The organism is Citrobacter sp. KTE151 (assembly GCF_000398845.1).
Lineage (GTDB): Bacteria > Pseudomonadota > Gammaproteobacteria > Enterobacterales > Enterobacteriaceae > Citrobacter > Citrobacter braakii.
The window spans coordinates 878,297-895,862 of record NZ_KB976064.1 but is presented as its reverse complement, the minus strand read 5'-3'; the positions used below and the strand labels follow the sequence as shown (position 1 = coordinate 895,862).

General features: G+C 51.7%; 16 protein-coding genes. 9 read left to right on the top strand and 7 right to left on the bottom strand.

Going from position 1 to position 17,566, the window contains the following annotated elements:
* Positions 1 to 4: 4 nt before the first annotated feature.
* Complete coding sequence (yeiP, locus tag WC7_RS10420; protein WP_016153740.1) at positions 5 to 577, bottom strand: elongation factor P-like protein YeiP; 573 nt, start codon at positions 575 to 577, stop codon at positions 5 to 7.
* 157 nt (positions 578 to 734) lie between these two features.
* Here yeiP and WC7_RS10425 point away from each other — a divergent pair, with 157 nt between their 5' ends.
* Complete coding sequence (locus WC7_RS10425) at positions 735 to 989, top strand: YkgJ family cysteine cluster protein (protein WP_016153739.1); 255 nt, start codon at positions 735 to 737, stop codon at positions 987 to 989.
* On the opposite strand, the gene setB is transcribed toward WC7_RS10425, so the two are convergent.
* A complete protein-coding gene (gene setB / locus WC7_RS10430) occupies positions 986 to 2,167 on the bottom strand; it encodes a sugar efflux transporter SetB (protein WP_016153738.1) in 1,182 nt (393 codons plus the stop codon). The genes WC7_RS10425 and setB overlap by 4 nt on opposite strands.
* 368 nt (positions 2,168 to 2,535) lie before the next feature.
* Between setB and fruB the strand changes: the two genes are divergently transcribed.
* Genes fruB through fruA form a run of 3 tightly spaced genes read left to right on the top strand, consistent with a single transcriptional unit; the run spans position 2,536 to position 6,309 of the window.
* Complete coding sequence (gene fruB / locus WC7_RS10435) at positions 2,536 to 3,666, top strand: fused PTS fructose transporter subunit IIA/HPr protein (RefSeq protein ID WP_016153737.1); 1,131 nt, start codon at positions 2,536 to 2,538, stop codon at positions 3,664 to 3,666.
* Entirely contained in the window at positions 3,666 to 4,604 is a 939-nt protein-coding gene (gene fruK, locus WC7_RS10440; protein ID WP_003834544.1) for a 1-phosphofructokinase, read from the top strand. Before fruB ends, fruK begins: the two co-directional genes overlap by 1 nt.
* Before the next feature lie 16 nt (positions 4,605 to 4,620).
* Complete coding sequence (fruA, locus tag WC7_RS10445) at positions 4,621 to 6,309, top strand: PTS fructose transporter subunit IIBC (RefSeq protein WP_016153736.1); 1,689 nt, start codon at positions 4,621 to 4,623, stop codon at positions 6,307 to 6,309.
* Between the two features lie 78 nt (positions 6,310 to 6,387).
* Here the strand turns inward: fruA and WC7_RS10450 are convergent, their stop codons facing one another.
* Positions 6,388 to 7,686, bottom strand: coding sequence for an anaerobic C4-dicarboxylate transporter (locus WC7_RS10450; RefSeq protein ID WP_016153735.1), 1,299 nt, complete (start codon positions 7,684 to 7,686; stop codon positions 6,388 to 6,390).
* Positions 7,687 to 7,762: 76 nt separating this feature from the next.
* Positions 7,763 to 8,482 (bottom strand): cysteate racemase, encoded by a 720-nt coding sequence (locus WC7_RS10455; protein ID WP_016153734.1) that lies wholly within the window; start codon positions 8,480 to 8,482, stop codon positions 7,763 to 7,765.
* Between the two features lie 353 nt (positions 8,483 to 8,835).
* Between WC7_RS10455 and hypT the strand changes: the two genes are divergently transcribed.
* From hypT to WC7_RS10475, 4 genes are all read left to right on the top strand, one after another.
* Positions 8,836 to 9,747 carry a hypochlorite stress DNA-binding transcriptional regulator HypT gene (hypT, locus tag WC7_RS10460; RefSeq protein ID WP_016153733.1) on the top strand — a complete coding sequence of 304 codons (912 nt, stop codon included), beginning with the start codon at positions 8,836 to 8,838 and terminating at the stop codon, positions 9,745 to 9,747.
* Positions 9,748 to 10,050: 303 nt separating this feature from the next.
* Positions 10,051 to 10,992, top strand: coding sequence for a pseudouridine kinase (locus WC7_RS10465; RefSeq protein ID WP_016153731.1), 942 nt, complete (start codon positions 10,051 to 10,053; stop codon positions 10,990 to 10,992).
* Positions 10,980 to 11,915: a pseudouridine-5'-phosphate glycosidase gene (locus WC7_RS10470; protein WP_016153730.1), complete on the top strand. Its 936-nt coding sequence runs from the start codon at positions 10,980 to 10,982 to the stop codon at positions 11,913 to 11,915. Before WC7_RS10465 ends, WC7_RS10470 begins: the two co-directional genes overlap by 13 nt.
* 96 nt (positions 11,916 to 12,011) lie before the next feature.
* Positions 12,012 to 13,262: a NupC/NupG family nucleoside CNT transporter gene (locus WC7_RS10475; RefSeq protein ID WP_016153729.1), complete on the top strand. Its 1,251-nt coding sequence runs from the start codon at positions 12,012 to 12,014 to the stop codon at positions 13,260 to 13,262.
* Positions 13,263 to 13,305: 43 nt separating this feature from the next.
* Here the strand turns inward: WC7_RS10475 and WC7_RS10480 are convergent, their stop codons facing one another.
* The 3 genes from WC7_RS10480 to WC7_RS10490 all read right to left on the bottom strand — a co-directional run bounded on the left by WC7_RS10480 (position 13,306) and on the right by WC7_RS10490 (position 16,375).
* Positions 13,306 to 14,394, bottom strand: coding sequence for a sugar kinase (locus WC7_RS10480; protein WP_016153728.1), 1,089 nt, complete (start codon positions 14,392 to 14,394; stop codon positions 13,306 to 13,308).
* 2 nt (positions 14,395 to 14,396) lie between these two features.
* Positions 14,397 to 15,254 (bottom strand): deoxyribonuclease IV, encoded by an 858-nt coding sequence (nfo, locus tag WC7_RS10485; RefSeq protein WP_016153727.1) that lies wholly within the window; start codon positions 15,252 to 15,254, stop codon positions 14,397 to 14,399.
* Between the two features lie 71 nt (positions 15,255 to 15,325).
* Positions 15,326 to 16,375: a YeiH family protein gene (locus WC7_RS10490; RefSeq protein ID WP_016153726.1), complete on the bottom strand. Its 1,050-nt coding sequence runs from the start codon at positions 16,373 to 16,375 to the stop codon at positions 15,326 to 15,328.
* A gap of 245 nt (positions 16,376 to 16,620) precedes the next feature.
* Between WC7_RS10490 and yieE the strand changes: the two genes are divergently transcribed.
* Positions 16,621 to 17,493 (top strand): DNA-binding transcriptional regulator YeiE, encoded by an 873-nt coding sequence (yieE, locus tag WC7_RS10495; RefSeq protein ID WP_016153725.1) that lies wholly within the window; start codon positions 16,621 to 16,623, stop codon positions 17,491 to 17,493.
* Positions 17,494 to 17,566: the final 73 nt, after the last annotated feature.

The following is a 17,566-nucleotide window of genomic DNA, read 5'->3' as shown; positions in this document are numbered from 1 at the left end:
AAAATTAGTCTGCGCGGCCCATGTAGCGACGTTCTTCGATATGAATACGGATTTTTTCGCCTGCACTCAGATATTCAGGAACCAGGATAACCAGACCGGTGCTCATGGTCGCTGGTTTGTTACGCGCACTTGCTGACGCGCCTTTAATGCCCGGTGCCGTTTCAACGATTTCCAGGTCTACCGTTTGCGGCAGTTCAAGCGCCAGCAGCTGGCCGTCCCAGGTCAGTACCTGCATATCCGGCATTCCGCCTTCCGGGATGAACAGCAATTCTTCTTCGATCTGGTCTTTGGTGAAGGTATACGGGGTATAGTCTTCTTTATCCATGAAGACGTATTCGTTGCCATCGACATAGGAGAAATCAACGCCACGACGGCTCAGTGTGACGGTATCAACGATGTCATCACCTTTGAAGCGCTCTTCAACTTTCAGACCGGTACGAACATCAGAAAAACGCATTTTGTACAGCGTGGCGGCGCCACGTGCGGTTGGTGATTGAATATCAATATCTTTTACAATCAGCAGTTTGCCGTTGTAATTCAGTACCATACCTTTTTTAATTTCGTTCGCTCTTGGCATCGAAAAAATCCTGTAATGAGGAGTGTCTAAAATATCGCGTAAAACTACTCGCGCTGGGGCATTCAGGCAAGCGGAATTGATGCTTTTGCTGGTGCCCAAAAGGTGTTACTGTGCGCTTCCTGCACAATCCGATGGTTTACGATAAAGAGAGTACTGTATGGAATGCCGTCCGGATTGTGGTGCATGTTGCACCGCGCCTTCAATTTCCAGTCCCATCCCCGGCATGCCTGATGGCAAGCCCGCTAACACACCATGCGTTCAACTGGATGAATCCCTGCGCTGTAAAATTTTTGCTTCGCCTCTGCGGCCAAAAGTGTGCGCCGGTTTACAGCCCAGTGCGGAAATGTGCGGACAGACGACGCACCAGGCCATGGTCTATCTCATCGAGCTCGAGGCGCTGACCGCACCTTAAACGTCTTTGATGCGCGTCAGACATGCGACGGTGGCGACGATCATCACCAACGCAAACCAGAATACCGCGTGATAGTTCCAGATTTCAGCGGCAATACCCGCCAACGATCCGGCAATAATCCAGCCCACGCGAATGGTATTTGTATAGAGAGTTGTGGCTGAACCCGCTTGTCCCGGCATCAGATCCTGGAAATAGAGCATGCCAATCCCGCCGAGGATGCCGATGTAAATCGCGTTCAGCAGCTGTAAGCCAAGCAATATCGCCGGAGAGTGGGCCAACAGCATGCCGGCATAAAAGAAAAATCCGGCGACAACGGCGATTCTCATCAACAGGCGTTTGCCCAGACGCTTCGCGAAGTATCCGGCAATCAACATGGTTGGGATTTCCAGCCCCGCGGCAGTTCCCATCATGATGCCCGCCAGCTTTTCCGGCAGATGCAGTTCGTTGATAATAAACAACGGCATATTAATGATATAGAGACTGTTAGTCCCCCACATTAACGTGCAGATAACAAACAGCAGCAGCGTGTCGCGTCGATTGCGGCGCGGGGCTTCTACCGCCCCTGTCGCGAGAGGCACGTTTTTACTCATCGAGGGTAAGAACAGCCAGACCATTACGCCGCAGACAACAAACGCCACCGCCGCGCTGAGGTACATCACCGTAAAGCTAAACCCCATGGCCAGCGCGTAGGCCAGCGGTGGGCCAATCACCCAGGCCAGCGAAACCTGCGCACGTAATATCGAGCTGAACATGACGGCTTCCCGACCCGTACGGTCGGCGTGCTCGCGGGCGAGAGCAAACATTTGCGGGTTGGCGGTCGAACCGAAACTGCTGAGGAATACCCCGACAAACAGCAGAATAAAATAGTTACGGTTCCAGGCGAACAGCACGCAGGCCAGCATCCCCAGCACGCAGCAAAACACAATCAGGTTTTTGCGATCGCCTTTTTTATCTGAACGTCCGGCCAGAAACTGACTCACCAAAATGCCGATTACGGCGCTACCGGTAAAAAAGAACCCGACCATGCCGGGACGGGCATGGACTTCATCCGTCAGAAAAAGGCTGAGCGTTGGCGTCTGCAACGCACCGGCGATACCCGTCAGAAATGCGACAAGCAGGAACGCCGAAGACGTTAAATCAAACGCCTTGGGTGTGGCGGCTACGGGGGTGTTGTGCATGTTTTGATATCAATAATGTGAAGAGACGCGGAGTTTACGCTGCTTGTCAGAAAATAAACAGGGAGCCAAATCAAAATCGGCATCAAAAATCAAAATAGCATTTCAGTCAGAGGACGCAGTTTGCTGACGCTGCTGAATTTGACAAGCTGACGCCTTTTTTGCGTCAGCAATTTTTTCTCCTCCGCGGAGAAAATGTGCGTTATCTCTAAATTCAGCAAGTAATTTGTCAACTTTACTTGTGTGCTGAAGAAAAAAGAGCAAGACTTCTTGAAACGTTTCAGCGTCATCTTGCCATAACTGATGGAGTCAGGTGACGCCTTTTTTCTCATGTTAGCTGAATCGTTTCAAATCAGCGGGAGAGGAGAACCATGTTCCAGTTATCTGTTCAGGATATTCACCCGGGCGAACAGGCCGGGAATAAAGAAGAGGCTATTCGCCAGGTTGCCGCTGCCTTAGTGCTGGCAGGTAACGTGGCGGAAGGCTACGTCGATGGCATGCTGGCGCGTGAACAACAGACGTCCACGTTCCTCGGCAACGGTATTGCTATTCCTCACGGTACGACGGACACGCGCGATCGGGTGCTGAAAACCGGCGTGCAGGTGTTTCAGTTTCCGCAGGGAGTGATCTGGGGTGAAGGGCAAGTTGCTTATGTGGCAATCGGCATCGCCGCCAGCTCTGATGAGCACCTCGGTTTACTGCGTCAGCTGACGCATGTGCTGAGCGATGACTCCGTCGCTGAACAGCTGAAATCTGCGACCACGGCGGAAGAGTTGCGCGCGTTGCTGATGGGGGAAAAGCAAAGCGAACAGCTCAAGCTTGATAACGAAACGCTGTCGCTGGACGTCGTTGCCAACTCGCTGGTCACGCTGCAGGCTCTCAACGCCGCACGGCTGAAAGAGGTCGGCGCGGTTGACGCCACCTTTGTGGCCAGAGCCATTAATGAGCAACCGATGAATCTCGGTCAGGGGATCTGGCTGAATGACTGTGCTGAAGGCAATGTGCGCAGCGCCGTTGCGGTCAGCCGCGCAGCAACAGCGTTCGATGTACAAGGTGAAGCGGCAGCCCTGCTGGTGACCGTCGCCATGAATGACGAACAACCGGTTGCGGTGCTGAAGCGCCTTGGCGATCTGCTGCTGACTAATAAAGCTGACCGTTTGTTGAAAGCCGATGCGGCAACGGTGCTGGCGCTGCTGACCAGCGATGATGCCTTAACTGATGATGTACTGAGCGCCGAATTTATTGTGCGCAATGAGCATGGTTTACACGCCCGCCCGGGCACCATGCTGGTGAATACGATTAAACAATTTAACAGTGAAATTACCGTGACAAATCTTGATGGAACCGGCAAGCCGGCGAATGGACGCAGTCTGATGAAAGTTGTGGCATTAGGCGTGAAGAAAGGACATCACCTGCGCTTTACCGCCCAGGGTGAAGATGCTGAACAGGCGCTGAAAGCGATTGGCGAAGCCATCGCGGCGGGTCTTGGGGAGGGCGCGTAATGAGCAGACGTGTTGCTACTATCACCCTTAACCCAGCCTACGATCTGGTGGGTTTCTGCCCGGAAATTGAACGCGGTGAAGTGAACCTGGTTAAAACGACCGGTCTGCACGCGGCAGGGAAAGGGATTAACGTCGCTAAGGTTCTGAAAGATTTAGGTATCGATGTAACGGTGGGTGGTTTCCTCGGTAAAGACAACCAGGATGGTTTTCAGCAGTTGTTCAGCGAGCTGGGTATCGCCAACCGTTTTCAGGTTGTACAGGGGCGTACCCGTATCAACGTCAAGCTGACCGAAAAAGACGGCGAAGTGTCCGATTTCAATTTCTCCGGCTTTGAAGTCACCCCGGCCGACTGGGAACGCTTTGTGAATGACTCGCTGAGCTGGCTGGGCCAGTTCGACATGGTGTGCGTCAGCGGCAGTTTGCCGACCGGCGTTAGCCCGGAAGCATTCACCGACTGGATGACGCGCCTGCGCAGTCAGTGTCCTTGCATTATCTTTGATAGTAGTCGTGAAGCACTGGTGGCCGGTCTGAAAGCGGCGCCGTGGCTGGTAAAACCAAACCGTCGTGAACTGGAAATCTGGGCTGGCCGTAAGCTGCCAGAAATGAAAGATGTGATTGAAGCTGCACATGCGTTGCGCGAGCAGGGTATTGCTCACGTGGTGATTTCACTTGGCGCGGAAGGTGCGCTGTGGGTTAACGCTTCGGGTGAGTGGATTGCTAAACCGCCGTCAGTCGAGGTGGTAAGCACCGTAGGCGCGGGTGATTCAATGGTTGGCGGCCTGATTTACGGCCTGCTGATGCGTGAATCCAGTGAACACACCCTGCGTCTGGCAACCGCTGTTGCCGCCCTGGCGGTAAGCCAAAGCAATGTGGGCATTACCGATCGTCCTCAGTTGGCCGCAATGATGGCGCGTGTCGACTTAAAACCGTTTAACTGACAGCAGGAGAGGCATAATGAAAACGCTGCTGATTATTGACGCTAATCTCGGCCAGGCTCGCGCTTATATGGCGAAAACCCTGCTTGGAGCGGCGGCGCAGAAAGCACATCTGGAAATTATTGATAATCCTAATGATGCCGAACTGGCAATTGTTCTGGGCGACACGCTTCCTGCCGACAGTTCGCTGAACGGCAAAAAAGTCTGGCTGGGCGATATTGGTCGTGCGGTTGCGCATCCTGAACTTTTCCTCAGTGAAGCGAAAGGCCACGCAAAACCTTATAGCGCTCCGGTTGCGACAGCGTCCGTGGCCAGTAGTGGTCCAAAACGCGTGGTGGCGGTGACGGCTTGTCCAACTGGCGTAGCCCATACGTTTATGGCCGCTGAAGCTATTGAAACAGAAGCGAAAAAACGTGGCTGGTGGGTGAAGGTTGAAACCCGTGGTTCTGTTGGCGCAGGCAATGCCATTACGCCGGAAGAGGTGGCTCAGGCGGATCTGGTGATTGTGGCGGCTGACATTGAAGTTGATCTGGCAAAGTTTGCCGGAAAACCAATGTACCGTACTTCTACTGGCCTTGCGCTGAAGAAAACGAAGCAGGAGCTGGATAAAGCGCTGGAAGAAGCAACGCCGTACCAGCCTGCCGGCAAAGCGCAGTCTGCAACCACTGAAGGTAAGAAAGAGAGCGCTGGCGCGTATCGTCACCTGCTGACGGGCGTATCCTACATGCTACCGATGGTGGTTGCTGGCGGTCTGTGTATTGCACTCTCATTCGCTTTTGGTATCGAAGCGTTCAAGGAGCAGGGTACGCTGGCGGCGGCGCTGATGCAGATTGGCGGTGGTTCAGCTTTCGCGCTGATGGTGCCGGTTCTGGCGGGCTACATCGCGTTTTCCATCGCTGACCGTCCGGGTCTGACGCCTGGTCTTATCGGCGGTATGCTGGCGGTGAGCACCGGTTCCGGCTTTATTGGCGGGATTATTGCCGGTTTCCTTGCCGGTTATGTGGCGAAGCTCATCAGCACGAAGCTGAAACTCCCGCAGAGTATGGAAGCGCTGAAACCGATCCTGATCATTCCGCTGCTCTCAAGCCTGGTGGTTGGTCTGGCCATGATCTACCTGATCGGTAAACCAGTGGCGGGCATTCTGGAAGGTCTGACCCACTGGCTGCAAACCATGGGAACCGCGAACGCGGTGCTGCTTGGAGCGATTCTGGGCGGCATGATGTGTACCGATATGGGCGGTCCGGTTAACAAAGCGGCGTATGCTTTCGGTGTGGGCCTGCTTAGTACGCAAACCTATGCGCCGATGGCGGCGATTATGGCGGCGGGTATGGTGCCTCCGCTGGCCCTGGGGCTGGCAACGCTGGTGGCGCGTCGTAAGTTCGACAAAGCGCAGCAGGAAGGCGGTAAAGCTGCGCTGGTACTGGGCCTGTGCTTTATTACCGAAGGGGCTATCCCATTCGCTGCCCGTGACCCGATGCGCGTTTTGCCTTGCTGTATCGTTGGCGGCGCGATTACCGGGGCTATCTCTATGGCGGTGGGTGCTAAGCTGATGGCGCCGCACGGCGGTCTGTTCGTGCTGTTAATCCCTGGCGCAATCACTCCGGTGGTTGGATACCTGCTGGCCATTATTGCCGGTACGCTGGTAGCCGGTCTCTCCTACGCGGTGCTGAAACGCCCGGAAGCAGAGGTTGTGGCAAAGGCGGCCTGATTTAACGCTGACATCCGGGGCAGAGATTTCTCTGCCCCTTTTTTTATCCATTAAATCTGCCCGGTAGTGTTAACCAGTTCAGGCAATCATTGGCGCGATGATAAAACCAAAGGCAACGCCAGCAATGATCCCGCCAAGCCCTGGCAACATAAACGGATGGTTTAAGACATACTTACCCACGCGCGTTGTCCCGGTGGTGTCGAACTCCATTGCCGCCAGCGAAGTTGGATAAGTTGGCAGAACAAACACGCCGGTCACTGCGACATAGGAAGCCAGAATGGCCCATGTGGGTACGCCGAGCGCGACGGCAAGAGGGATAATCAGCGGCGTGGTGGCTCCCTGCGAATAGAGAAGCGCGCAGGTACCAAACAGCACCAGCGCCAACAGCATCGGATAAGCCCGTAGAATATCGCCCGCGATATCCTTTATCCCCGTTAAGTGGGCATCAATGAAAGTTGTGCCCAGCGTAACAATACCCAGAATCACTGCCAACGAACTCATACCCGCGCGAAACGTGGATGTCAGGACAATCGCGTCTGTTGATGTTTTGCATAGCACCACCATCAGACACGCGGCAGCTAGCATGCAGATAATGATAATATCCCGGGTATTCATTGCGTTACCTGCATCGAATCCAGGGCGCAATTGAGGGCATGCGGCAAGAATAACGATGACCACCGTTGCCAGCATAAACAGGGCGACTGACAGTCTGGCACCTGGCGTTGTGCTGTTTTGCCCTGCATATTTACGCACCAGTCCTTTTTGCAGGCGTTCCAGATAGACTTCATCATCCTGTAGCTCACATCCCTGACGTGAGGCGATAAAAGCGGCGACCATCGCAGCGACAAATGAGGCAGGCAGACATACCGCCATGACCTGAATAAAGCTGATACCGTTGCCTTCCATAATAGTCAACATAGCGGCCATTGCGGCACTGATCGGCGAACCGGATATCGCCACCTGAGAAGCGACTACGGAGCCTGCGAGCGTACGGGAAGGGCGAATACCTGACTCTTTGGCAACTTCGGCAATCACTGGCAGAGTAGAAAAGACGATGAACCCTGTTCCCGCCATAATCGTCATCGACCAGGTGATAATCGGCGCAATAATATTGATATATTTAGGGTTACGGCGCATAAAATTACCGGCAATGCGAACCAGATAATCCATGCCTCCGGCGGCCTGTAGCGCGGATGCCGCCACCACCACCGTCATAATAATAAGAATAACGTCAACGGGGGGTGAACCAATTTGCAGCCCAAATCCCAGCGTTAAAATAGCCAGCCCCAGCCCGCCACATAAACCAATACCAATTCCGCCAAGGCGGATACCGAAAAATATTGCGCCCAACACTACGATAATTTCTAGCCAAATCATAATGGCCTCCGCCAGAGAGTAATTTGTAATTAAAATGGATTTTTATTTAATGCAACAATTAAACAGGCATGGACATTCATTGTGCCAAAAGGTGATTTTTACCCACGCGTTTCTCGTACCATTTAATACCGGCACGAACCAACGAACCGGTTGAATCAATATATTTCTCAGGTGACTTGTTGACTGCTTCGGCAAGAATGACAGGAACTTCAGTACATCCGAGCACGATGACTTGTGCCCCGCGTGAGAAGAGTGCTTCAGCCTGTTCATTCATCAGCGTTTGCGCCCGCTTAGCATCACCAGCTTTTAAGCAATAAATGCTTTCCATCACTTTTTCCTGACTGGATGAGTCAGGGCTGATGCAGGTTAACCCAAGAGATTCTATGCCTTTTTGATAGAGGCCCATGTATAAAGTGGCGTTGGTGGCGAGTAATCCGATTTGCGATTTCCCGCAGTTTTTAACCTCATTGATGGTCGTTTCAACGATACTGAGCAGCTCTGTATGGCAGCACGCTTTTAATTCATTAAACCAAAAGTGGGCGGTGTTACAGGGGATCACAATACACTCGGCGCCAGCATCTTCGAGTTTATGCATATAATCGCGCATTGCCGGAAGTGGGGAATGACCATGATGCATTAACGCGTCGGTTCTGTCAGGAATGTCAGGAATAGATGAAATAATTAAGGGGATATGTTCCTGGTCACGTTGCGCAGCGGTAAAAGTGACGAATTTATTAAACAGATCGACCGTTGCAGCAGGTCCCATACCACCAAGCACGCCAATTAAACCTTTCACGATATATACCTCAATTCACCGATGATTAATATTCAGGGCCGGGTTGTGTCTGCTGATAATGTTTAACAGCAGTGAGAGGTGAGGAGAAATGCAATAATGTATGGTTCAATGCAAAAACCGCATGGCTGTGGTTTATTGTGTAACCTCAGCAGGCCGGTATTCGGCCAGAGGCTCCGCGTTACGCGGCGGAAAAGCGGTCGTAACCGATAGGGAGAGAAGTATGTTAATGTTAAAAATGAAGCCTTGATGCAAAAAACGAATCACCAGGCGCTAATGATGAATGTCATCTCCGGAACTATTCAGGCATGATGCTTTAAGGCTAATAGGCATATTTAAATATCCGCGTGATAAGCATGAAAAATATTGAGACAAAATGGTTATATGACTTTCTGACGTTGGAGGCATGCCGTCATTTTTCCCAGGCGGCTGAGGAGCGCAACATATCCCAACCGGCATTTAGTCGGCGGATCAAGGCGCTCGAATCAGCCGTGGGTGTGCTGCTTTTTGATCGCACAACGAGCCCACTGCAACTCACGGAAGAGGGCAAGCTATTTCATTCGCAAACCCGTAGTTTGTTGCAACAGCTGGAATGCAATCTGGATGAGCTAAGCGGCCACAATTTACTGGGTGTACCCAATATCAAAATAGCGGCGGCACATTCTCTGTCGCTGACGATGTTGCCCAGATTGGTGCACTCAATGGCGGCCTGGGGTGAGGAGTTTGTCTATCACGTTGAAGCTATTGATGTTGTTCAGGCGGTGAATACTCTGCGCGAGGGGAAAAGCGATTTTATTATCTCCTTTCGGGATGAAGACTTAATGCAGTCACCTTTCTGCGGCTTGAAGGTTTTTGAGTCTGAACTGTACCCCGTGTGTGCAGTTGATGCGCAGGGTAAGGCGTTGTTTGATATCTACCAGTCGCAGGCGCCGATTCTGAACTATACCAGCACATCCTACATGGGAAGATTGGTAAACCGTCATCTGGCGGAAGTAGGCGGCATTTCAGCCCGAACGCTGTTTATGTCTTCGATGAGTGAGTTATTAAAAAATATGGCATTGGATGGGCATGGTATCGCCTGGCTGCCGGCGTGGACAATCGTAAACGAACTGCGCGAAAAGCGGCTGGTTTGTCTGCAGACGCCGGAACTGATGGTGCCTATTCAGGCTTATATTTACCGAATGGATACCCGGTTGAATAAAACGGCTGAGCACTTCTGGCGGATTTTGTACAACCATATGCCAGAGGACCTTGTTTCGCTCAGTTGATACGAACCGGATCGCCTGTCGCATCTGAAAAATCTCCGGTTATGCCGGAGTTAAACTCTTTAGACTGCTTGAATTGTGTACTACCTCTCATTTTCTCTTTCCTTTACAGACTGTATCTATAAAAAATTGTGATTCTGTTCATATCTATTGAGTTTAGATCTTGAACATGGATTTACTTTGTCAAAAACACGCTTACTATGAACACGTGTTTGATAGTGAACATGTGCTCTAATAACCTGATGTGTGGCGTTGGTTATTTTTAACGAACTCATTTGTGGCAAGTTAATTGCCAGGGGACGTGCTATGCGTGAAAAGGAATACATAGTAACTATTGGCTCGGCCAATATGGATGTTGCTGGGTATTCGCATGCTTCTCTAAATTATGCGGATTCGAATCCAGGAAAGATAAAATTCACCCCCGGCGGAGTTGGACGTAACATTGCACATAATCTCGCGCTGCTGGGGAAAAATTCATGGTTACTGACGGCGGTTGGTAATGATTTTTATGGACAATCGTTATTGGCGCAAACCAATCAATCCGGAGTTCATGTTGATAAGTGTCTTATCGTTCCCGGAGAGAATACGTCCAGTTATTTATCATTGCTTGATAACACCGGTGAAATGTTGGTTGCCATTAATGATATGAGCATTACCGAACATATTTCAGCAGATTTTTTATCACAGCATCATGATTTTATTCGGCAGGCGAAAGTCATCGTCGCCGATTGCAATATCAGCGAAGATGCTCTGGCATGGGTGCTGGAAAATGCCGGAGAGGTTCCGGTGTTTGTTGACCCGGTATCGGCATGGAAATGCGTCAAAATTCGCGAGCGGCTTGGACAAATTCACACTCTTAAACCCAACCGGCTTGAAGCCGAAACGCTAAGCGGTATTGCGCTTTCCGGGCGTGATGACGTGGGTAAAGTCGCCGCCTGGTTTCATGATCGCGGCTTAAATAGGCTGGTGCTCAGCATGGGCGGTGACGGTGTTTATTACAGTGATATTGCGGGGAGTCGTGGTTGGTCACTGCCGATTAAAACTCACGTCATTAATGTTACCGGGGCTGGCGATGCAATGATGGCTGGACTGGCGTCCTGCTGGGTAGACGGCATGCCCTTTATTGATTCGGTTCGATTTGCGCAGGGTTGTTCATCAATGGCGTTAGCCTGTGAATATACCAATAACCCTGATTTGTCTGTTGCGAATGTAAGCTCATTAGTGGAGAACACAGAATGTCTGAATTAACTCTTTCCTCTGAATTATTACAAATATCTCCAGAAGTACAGGAAGCATTAAACAGTAAGAAGCCGATTGTTGCACTTGAATCAACCATTATTTCTCATGGTATGCCATTTCCGCAGAATGCCCAGACAGCGATTGAAGTAGAAGAAACTATTCGTAAACACGGTGCGGTTCCTGCGACCATTGCCATTATTGGCGGAATAATGAAAGTTGGTTTAAGCAAAGATGAAATTGAGCTGCTTGGGCGTGAAGGTCATAGCGTTACGAAAGTAAGTCGTCGTGATTTGCCGTTTGTGGTCGCGGCAGGAAAAAATGGTGCAACGACGGTTGCCTCAACCATGATTATTGCCGCCCTGGCGGGAATTAAAGTATTTGCGACAGGGGGAATAGGTGGAGTTCATCGTGGTGCTGAACATACCTTTGATATTTCCGCGGATCTGCAAGAACTGGCGCATACCAATGTCACGGTAATTTGTGCCGGGGCGAAATCTATTCTTGATCTCGGCTTAACTACTGAATATTTAGAAACCTTTGGTGTGCCGTTAATTGGTTATCAAACCAACGCGTTGCCAGCATTTTTCTGCCGTACCAGTCCGTTTGAGGTCAGTATCCGTCTGGATAGTGCGAAAGAGATTGCCCGTGCCATGGCGGTGAAATGGCAAACGGGTCTCGACGGCGGTCTGGTTGTTGCGAACCCCATCCCAGAGCAGTTTGCGATGGCCGAAGAGAAAATTAATGCGGCAATCGATCGGGCGGTAAAAGAAGCGGAAGATCTGGGCATCGTGGGCAAAGAGAGTACGCCGTTCCTGTTAGCGCGGGTTGCAGAGCTGACCGGTGGTGACAGCCTGAAATCAAATATTCAGCTGGTGTTCAACAATGCGGTACTGGCCTGTGAAATTGCGAAGGAGTATCAGCGCCTCGTCTGACAGAATTTCCCGGGCAGAATGCGGTCGCCCGCGAATATCAAACCTACCAAAACCTGGCGATAACGCCGGGTTTCCTGGCATGAAGGGAATTTCATTATGGATATAATGAGAAGTGTTGTGGGTATGGTGGTATTACTGGCCATCGCGTTTCTGCTGTCAGTAAATAAAAAACGTATAAGTCTGCGCACGGTCGGGGCTGCACTGGTACTGCAAATCGCAATCGGCGGCATTATGCTGTATTTCCCGCCGGGAAAATGGCTGGTTGAACAGGCTGCGCTCGGTGTCCACAAGGTGATGTCATACAGTGACGCGGGAAGCGCATTTATCTTTGGCTCCCTGGTTGGGCCAAAAATGGATGTGCTGTTTGATGGAGCCGGGTTTATCTTCGCTTTTCGGGTGCTTCCGGCCATCATTTTTGTGACCGCACTGATCAGTCTTCTCTACTACATTGGCGTGATGGGGCTGTTGATCCGCATCCTCGGCGGTATTTTCCAGAAAGCGCTGAACATCAGTAAGATCGAGTCATTTGTCGCCGTAACGACGATTTTCCTCGGGCAAAACGAGATCCCGGCGATCGTGAAGCCGTTTATTGACCGCCTGAATCGCAATGAGCTGTTTACCGCTATTTGTAGTGGGATGGCCTCGATTGCTGGCTCAATGATGATTGGTTACGCCGGAATGGGCGTTCCGATTGACTATTTGCTGGCGGCATCGTTGATGGCAATTCCTGGCGGTATTTTGTTCGCGCGTATGCTGAGTCCGGCAACTGAAGAATCTCGCGTCACCTTTGAGAACCTGTCATTTACTGAAACGCCACCGAAAAGCATCATCGAAGCAGCGGCGAGCGGAGCGATGACCGGGCTGAAAATTGCCGCTGGCGTGGCGACGGTCGTAATGGCATTTGTCGCCATTATCGCGCTGATTAACGGCATTATTGGCGGAATTGGTGGGTGGTTTGGCTTTGGTCACGCCACTCTGGAAGGGATCTTTGGCTATGCGCTAGCCCCGCTGGCGTGGATTATGGGTGTGGACTGGGGCGATGCGACGCTGGCAGGCAGCCTGATTGGGCAGAAGCTGGCGATTAACGAGTTTGTCGCTTATCTCAACTTCTCGCCGTATCTGCAAGCGGGTGGAACGCTGGATGTGAAGACCATTGCGATTATCTCGTTTGCGCTGTGCGGTTTCGCTAACTTTGGTTCGATTGGCGTTGTCGTCGGAGCATTTTCGGCGATAGCGCCACAGCGAGCCCCAGAAATCGCGCAGCTTGGCATGCGCGCGCTGGCAGCAGCAACGCTGTCAAACCTGATGAGCGCCACTATAGCCGGTTTCTTTATCGGGCTGGCATAGCGAAAATAATGCCGGATACGCGTAGCGCCATCCGGCATTACATTTAAGCAGTTTGCAGCAAATACAAGGCGTTATCTGCTGAGAGGGTTGGGTTGTTGATGCTGACGCTGGCTCGCGATAATGCCGCGCAGGCCATGGCAAAGTGAGCGCTTTCACGAAATTCGCTACCTTCCAGAAAGCTGTACAGCAATCCCGCCATAAAAGCATCGTCGGCGCCAAAACTGTCTACAACCGTATGCTCAGGAGGCGTCAGTAAAAACTGTTCTCCGTCCTTTTCGCTGCAAAAAACGGATTCATCTTCCATGCAAACAAAGATTCGTTTTACCCCTTGCTGATGGAGACTATTAACGGCCAGTACGCGATCGGCATCTGAATGAATAGGTTGACCCCACAAAATCGCCAGCTCTTTCTGCGTTGGTTTTAGCGTATGAATACGCGTAAACCAGGTCTTCATTTTTGCCGCTTTAAACTCTGAAACGGTGTCAATGAATACCGGAATATCATCAGCAATAGTAAAGACCCACTCAATGGCTTCGGCAGTCAGATTGCAATCTGCCAGTACGACACCGGAATGGCGGATCAAATCTCGCGAACTGTTCAGTAACTGCGGCGTCAATTGTTGCAGGATATGGGTATCGTTAATTGCCAGTACGGTCTCTTCCTGCTGATTAGCGATCGACAGGTAAGTTGAGGTGTTATGTCCATGCAGGCGTATGCAACTGGAAACGTTAACACCGGCCTGACGCGTTTGTTCCAGCAATGTTTCGCCATAGAAATCACTGCCAACAGCGGAAATTAAGTGGACGTCACGGCCCAGCAGCGCCAGGTTGTGGGCGATGTTGCGTCCCACGCCGCCTGCCGAGCAGTGAATGTTACCAGGGTTAGAGGCAGCCTGAGGATAGTGGATGTCAGCAACACCACGAATATCCATATTGATCGCCCCGACAACCACGCAATAATCCTGTTCGGTAAGGATATAACCTTTACCTTTGATCATGCCTTTACGCATCAAATCCATAATATGCGCAGCGACGCGTGAACGGCTAATCTGCAAAATATCGGCGATTTCATTCTGCTGAATCAACGGATTGCGACGCAGGATCTTAAGGATCTGCTTTTCCCTGTCGTTCATGATTATGCCACCGCTTTTTCTGTTTGCTGGGCTTTCAGCCAGGCAATCTCTTCTGCCCAGATATCCGGATTAATTGTTTCGAGCACCAGCGGAATGCCGTCAAAACGATTGTCCTGCATGATCCAACGGAAGGCATCGTGGCCAATATTGCCTTCACCTAAGCTGTGGTGACGGTCAACGCGACTGCCAAATGCGCTCTTGGCGTCGTTCAGGTGCATACCGCGTAGGTACCTGAAGCCGACAATACGCTCAAATTCCGCAAACGTCTTTTCGCATTCCTCGACGGAGCGCAAATCGTAACCGGCCGCGAAGGCATGGCAGGTATCAATACAGACGCCGACGCGGGACTTATCTTCGACGCCGTCGATAATGGCGGCAAGGTGCTCAAACTTAAATCCAAGGTTGCTGCCTTGTCCGGCGGTATTTTCGATAACTGCCGTAACGCCCTGGGTCTGAGCAAGGGCGATGTTGATGGATTCGGCAATGCGCGCCAGACACTCATCTTCCGGGATCTGCATCAAATGGCTGCCCGGGTGAAAGTTCAGCAAGGATAAGCCCAGCAGTTCACAGCGCTGCATTTCATCTATAAACGCATCACGTGATTTTTCCAGCGCATCGCTAACCGGATGACCGAGGTTAATCAGGTAACTGTCGTGAGGCAGGATCTGGGCGGCAGTATAGTGATACTTCTCGCAGGCAGATTTAAAATCATCAATGATTTCGGTGGTCAGCGGCACGGCACGCCACTGGCGCTGATTTTTGGTGAACAGGGCGAATGCGGTCGCTTCGATTTCTGCGGCTCGAATAGCGGCGTTAGCCAGACCGCCAGCGGCGCTTACGTGCGCTCCGATATATTTCATAAATTTAACCCGCCATACTCAAATACAAAAAGGGAGAGTATAGCGGGTTAATAGAGGTGAGTCGTGATCGTTTATGCCATCAGCGCGTGGATAGCGACGTTAATCGCACCGCCACCCACAATCAGCCAGACAAACAGCAGCAGGGCCATCAGTAACGGTTTGGCACCGGCTTTTTTCAGCGCGCTAACGTGCGTGGTCAGCCCCAGGGCAGCCATCGCCATTGCCAGCAAAATGGTGTCCAGCGTTACCAGCATGTTCACTACTGACTGTGGCAGCAGGTGGAACGAGTTAAAAATTGCGACCACAATGAACAGGATGGCAAACCATGGAATGGTTATTTTGCTCTTCTCACCGCCCGTGGCCGGAGACAGTTGTTTAACGCGTGCGGCCAGGAGGATAAGGAACGGTGCCAGCATCATGACGCGCAGCATTTTGGCAATAACCGCGGCGTTTTCCGCATCCGGGCTAATGGCGTGCCCGGCAGCCACAACCTGTGCAACTTCATGCATGGTGGAGCCAATGTAAATGCCGTAGGTTTCTGGGCTAAACCAGTGTGAAAGCAACGGATACATCGCCGGATACAGGAAGATAGCGATAGTACCGAAGATAACCACGGTGGCGACAGCGACGGTCACTTTACTGGCTTCTGCTTTCACCACTGGTTCGGTTGCCAGCACGGCGGCGGCACCACAAATGCTGCTCCCCGCGCCAATCAGCCAGCTGGTGTGACGGTCCAGACCAAATACTTTCTGCCCCAGGAAACAGGCAATCATAAAGGTACTGCTTAGCGTTAACACATCAATCACGATACCGCTGACGCCGACGTCAGCAATTTGCGCGAAGGTGAGGCGGAAACCGTAGAGGATAATCCCCAGACGTAATAAATGTTGTTTCGCGAACAGCACGCCGCCGTCACAGCTTTTCCAGATGTGCGGATAGACGGTGTTGCCGAGAATCATCCCCAATAAGATGGCTAAGGTGAGGGCGCTGAACCCGGCACCTGCGACGGCGGGAATGGATCCTCCCCATAAGGCGACCCCAGTGATAACTGCACTCAGGGCAAGCCCCGGAATAAAATGCCACGCTGTACGACGATGAGTCTGTAAGGTGAGTTCTGTCATATCCTTCTCCTTTATCTGGGTAAAAGAGTAAGGCGAAGTGGTTTAAAAATAAAATTGATTATATATTTATAATTAATCTATATAAGTGGTATACCCGTGATACTTCAAGTTGCATGTGCGTTGGCTGCGCTCGTTCACCCCAGTCACGTACTTAAGTACGCTCCGGGGGGATGCTCTCTCTTGCCGCCTTCCTGCAACTCGAATTATTTAGGGTATAAGTAACGGCTATCCGGTGGAAAACGACTATGCATATCACCCTGCGACAACTTGAAGTGTTTGCTGAGGTACTAAAAAGCGGCTCAACGACCCAGGCATCTGTCATGCTGGCATTGTCGCAGTCGGCGGTGAGTGCGGCGCTTACCGATCTGGAAGGGCAACTTGGCGTGCAGCTGTTTGACCGTGTCGGCAAACGGCTGGTGGTTAACGAACACGGACGCTTGCTTTATCCGCGCGCGCTGGCGTTACTTGAGCAAACGACCGAAATCGAACAGCTTTTTCGCAAAGATAATGGCGCCATTCGGGTCTATGCCAGTAGCACCATCGGTAATTATATTCTGCCCGCCATGATCGCCCGTTATCGCCAGGACTTCCCCGATTTGCCGCTGGAACTTAGCGTGGGCAACAGCCAGGACGTGATCAATGCGGTGCTGGATTTTCGGGTAGACATCGGGCTGATTGAAGGGCCGTGTCACAGTACGGAAATCATCTCTGAACCGTGGCTGGAGGACGAACTGGTGGTGTTTGCCGCACCGTCGTCACCGCTCACAAAGGGGCCCGTTACGCTGGAACAGCTGGCTGCTTCGCCGTGGATCCTGCGTGAGCGAGGATCGGGGACGCGTGAACTGGTGGATTACCTGCTGTTGTCTCATCTGCCAAGATTTCAGATGGCGATGGAGTTGGGGAACTCCGAGGCCATTAAGCATGCGGTGCGCCATGGTCTCGGGATCAGCTGTTTGTCGCGTCGGGTCATTGCGGAGCAGTTACAGGCAGGGACGCTGAGCGAAGTTACCGTGCCACTGCCGCGATTAGTGCGCACTCTCTGGCGCGTTCATCACCGGCAAAAACATATCTCCAATGCCATTACGCGTTTTTTATATTACAGCGACCAGGTTGAGTAGGGCGAATAGCGCGCTAACTCTCGTCAGGCCACCCTATCCATAATGGCTGTTACGTCTTAACCGCCTTGTGCCG

Coding starts and splice junctions, on each gene's coding strand:
- WC7_RS10475 (WP_016153729.1), top strand. CDS start 12,012: ATGGATATAATGAGAAGTGTTGTGGGTATGGTGGTATTACTGGCCATC.
- WC7_RS10465 (WP_016153731.1), top strand. CDS start 10,051: ATGCGTGAAAAGGAATACATAGTAACTATTGGCTCGGCCAATATGGAT.
- yeiP (WP_016153740.1), bottom strand. CDS start 577: ATGCCAAGAGCGAACGAAATTAAAAAAGGTATGGTACTGAATTACAAC.
- nfo (WP_016153727.1), bottom strand. CDS start 15,254: ATGAAATATATCGGAGCGCACGTAAGCGCCGCTGGCGGTCTGGCTAAC.
- WC7_RS10470 (WP_016153730.1), top strand. CDS start 10,980: ATGTCTGAATTAACTCTTTCCTCTGAATTATTACAAATATCTCCAGAA.
- WC7_RS10450 (WP_016153735.1), bottom strand. CDS start 7,686: ATGATTTGGCTAGAAATTATCGTAGTGTTGGGCGCAATATTTTTCGGT.
- hypT (WP_016153733.1), top strand. CDS start 8,836: ATGAAAAATATTGAGACAAAATGGTTATATGACTTTCTGACGTTGGAG.
- yieE (WP_016153725.1), top strand. CDS start 16,621: ATGCATATCACCCTGCGACAACTTGAAGTGTTTGCTGAGGTACTAAAA.
- fruA (WP_016153736.1), top strand. CDS start 4,621: ATGAAAACGCTGCTGATTATTGACGCTAATCTCGGCCAGGCTCGCGCT.
- fruK (WP_003834544.1), top strand. CDS start 3,666: ATGAGCAGACGTGTTGCTACTATCACCCTTAACCCAGCCTACGATCTG.
- fruB (WP_016153737.1), top strand. CDS start 2,536: ATGTTCCAGTTATCTGTTCAGGATATTCACCCGGGCGAACAGGCCGGG.
- WC7_RS10490 (WP_016153726.1), bottom strand. CDS start 16,375: ATGACAGAACTCACCTTACAGACTCATCGTCGTACAGCGTGGCATTTT.
- WC7_RS10425 (WP_016153739.1), top strand. CDS start 735: ATGGAATGCCGTCCGGATTGTGGTGCATGTTGCACCGCGCCTTCAATT.
- setB (WP_016153738.1), bottom strand. CDS start 2,167: ATGCACAACACCCCCGTAGCCGCCACACCCAAGGCGTTTGATTTAACG.
- WC7_RS10480 (WP_016153728.1), bottom strand. CDS start 14,394: ATGAACGACAGGGAAAAGCAGATCCTTAAGATCCTGCGTCGCAATCCG.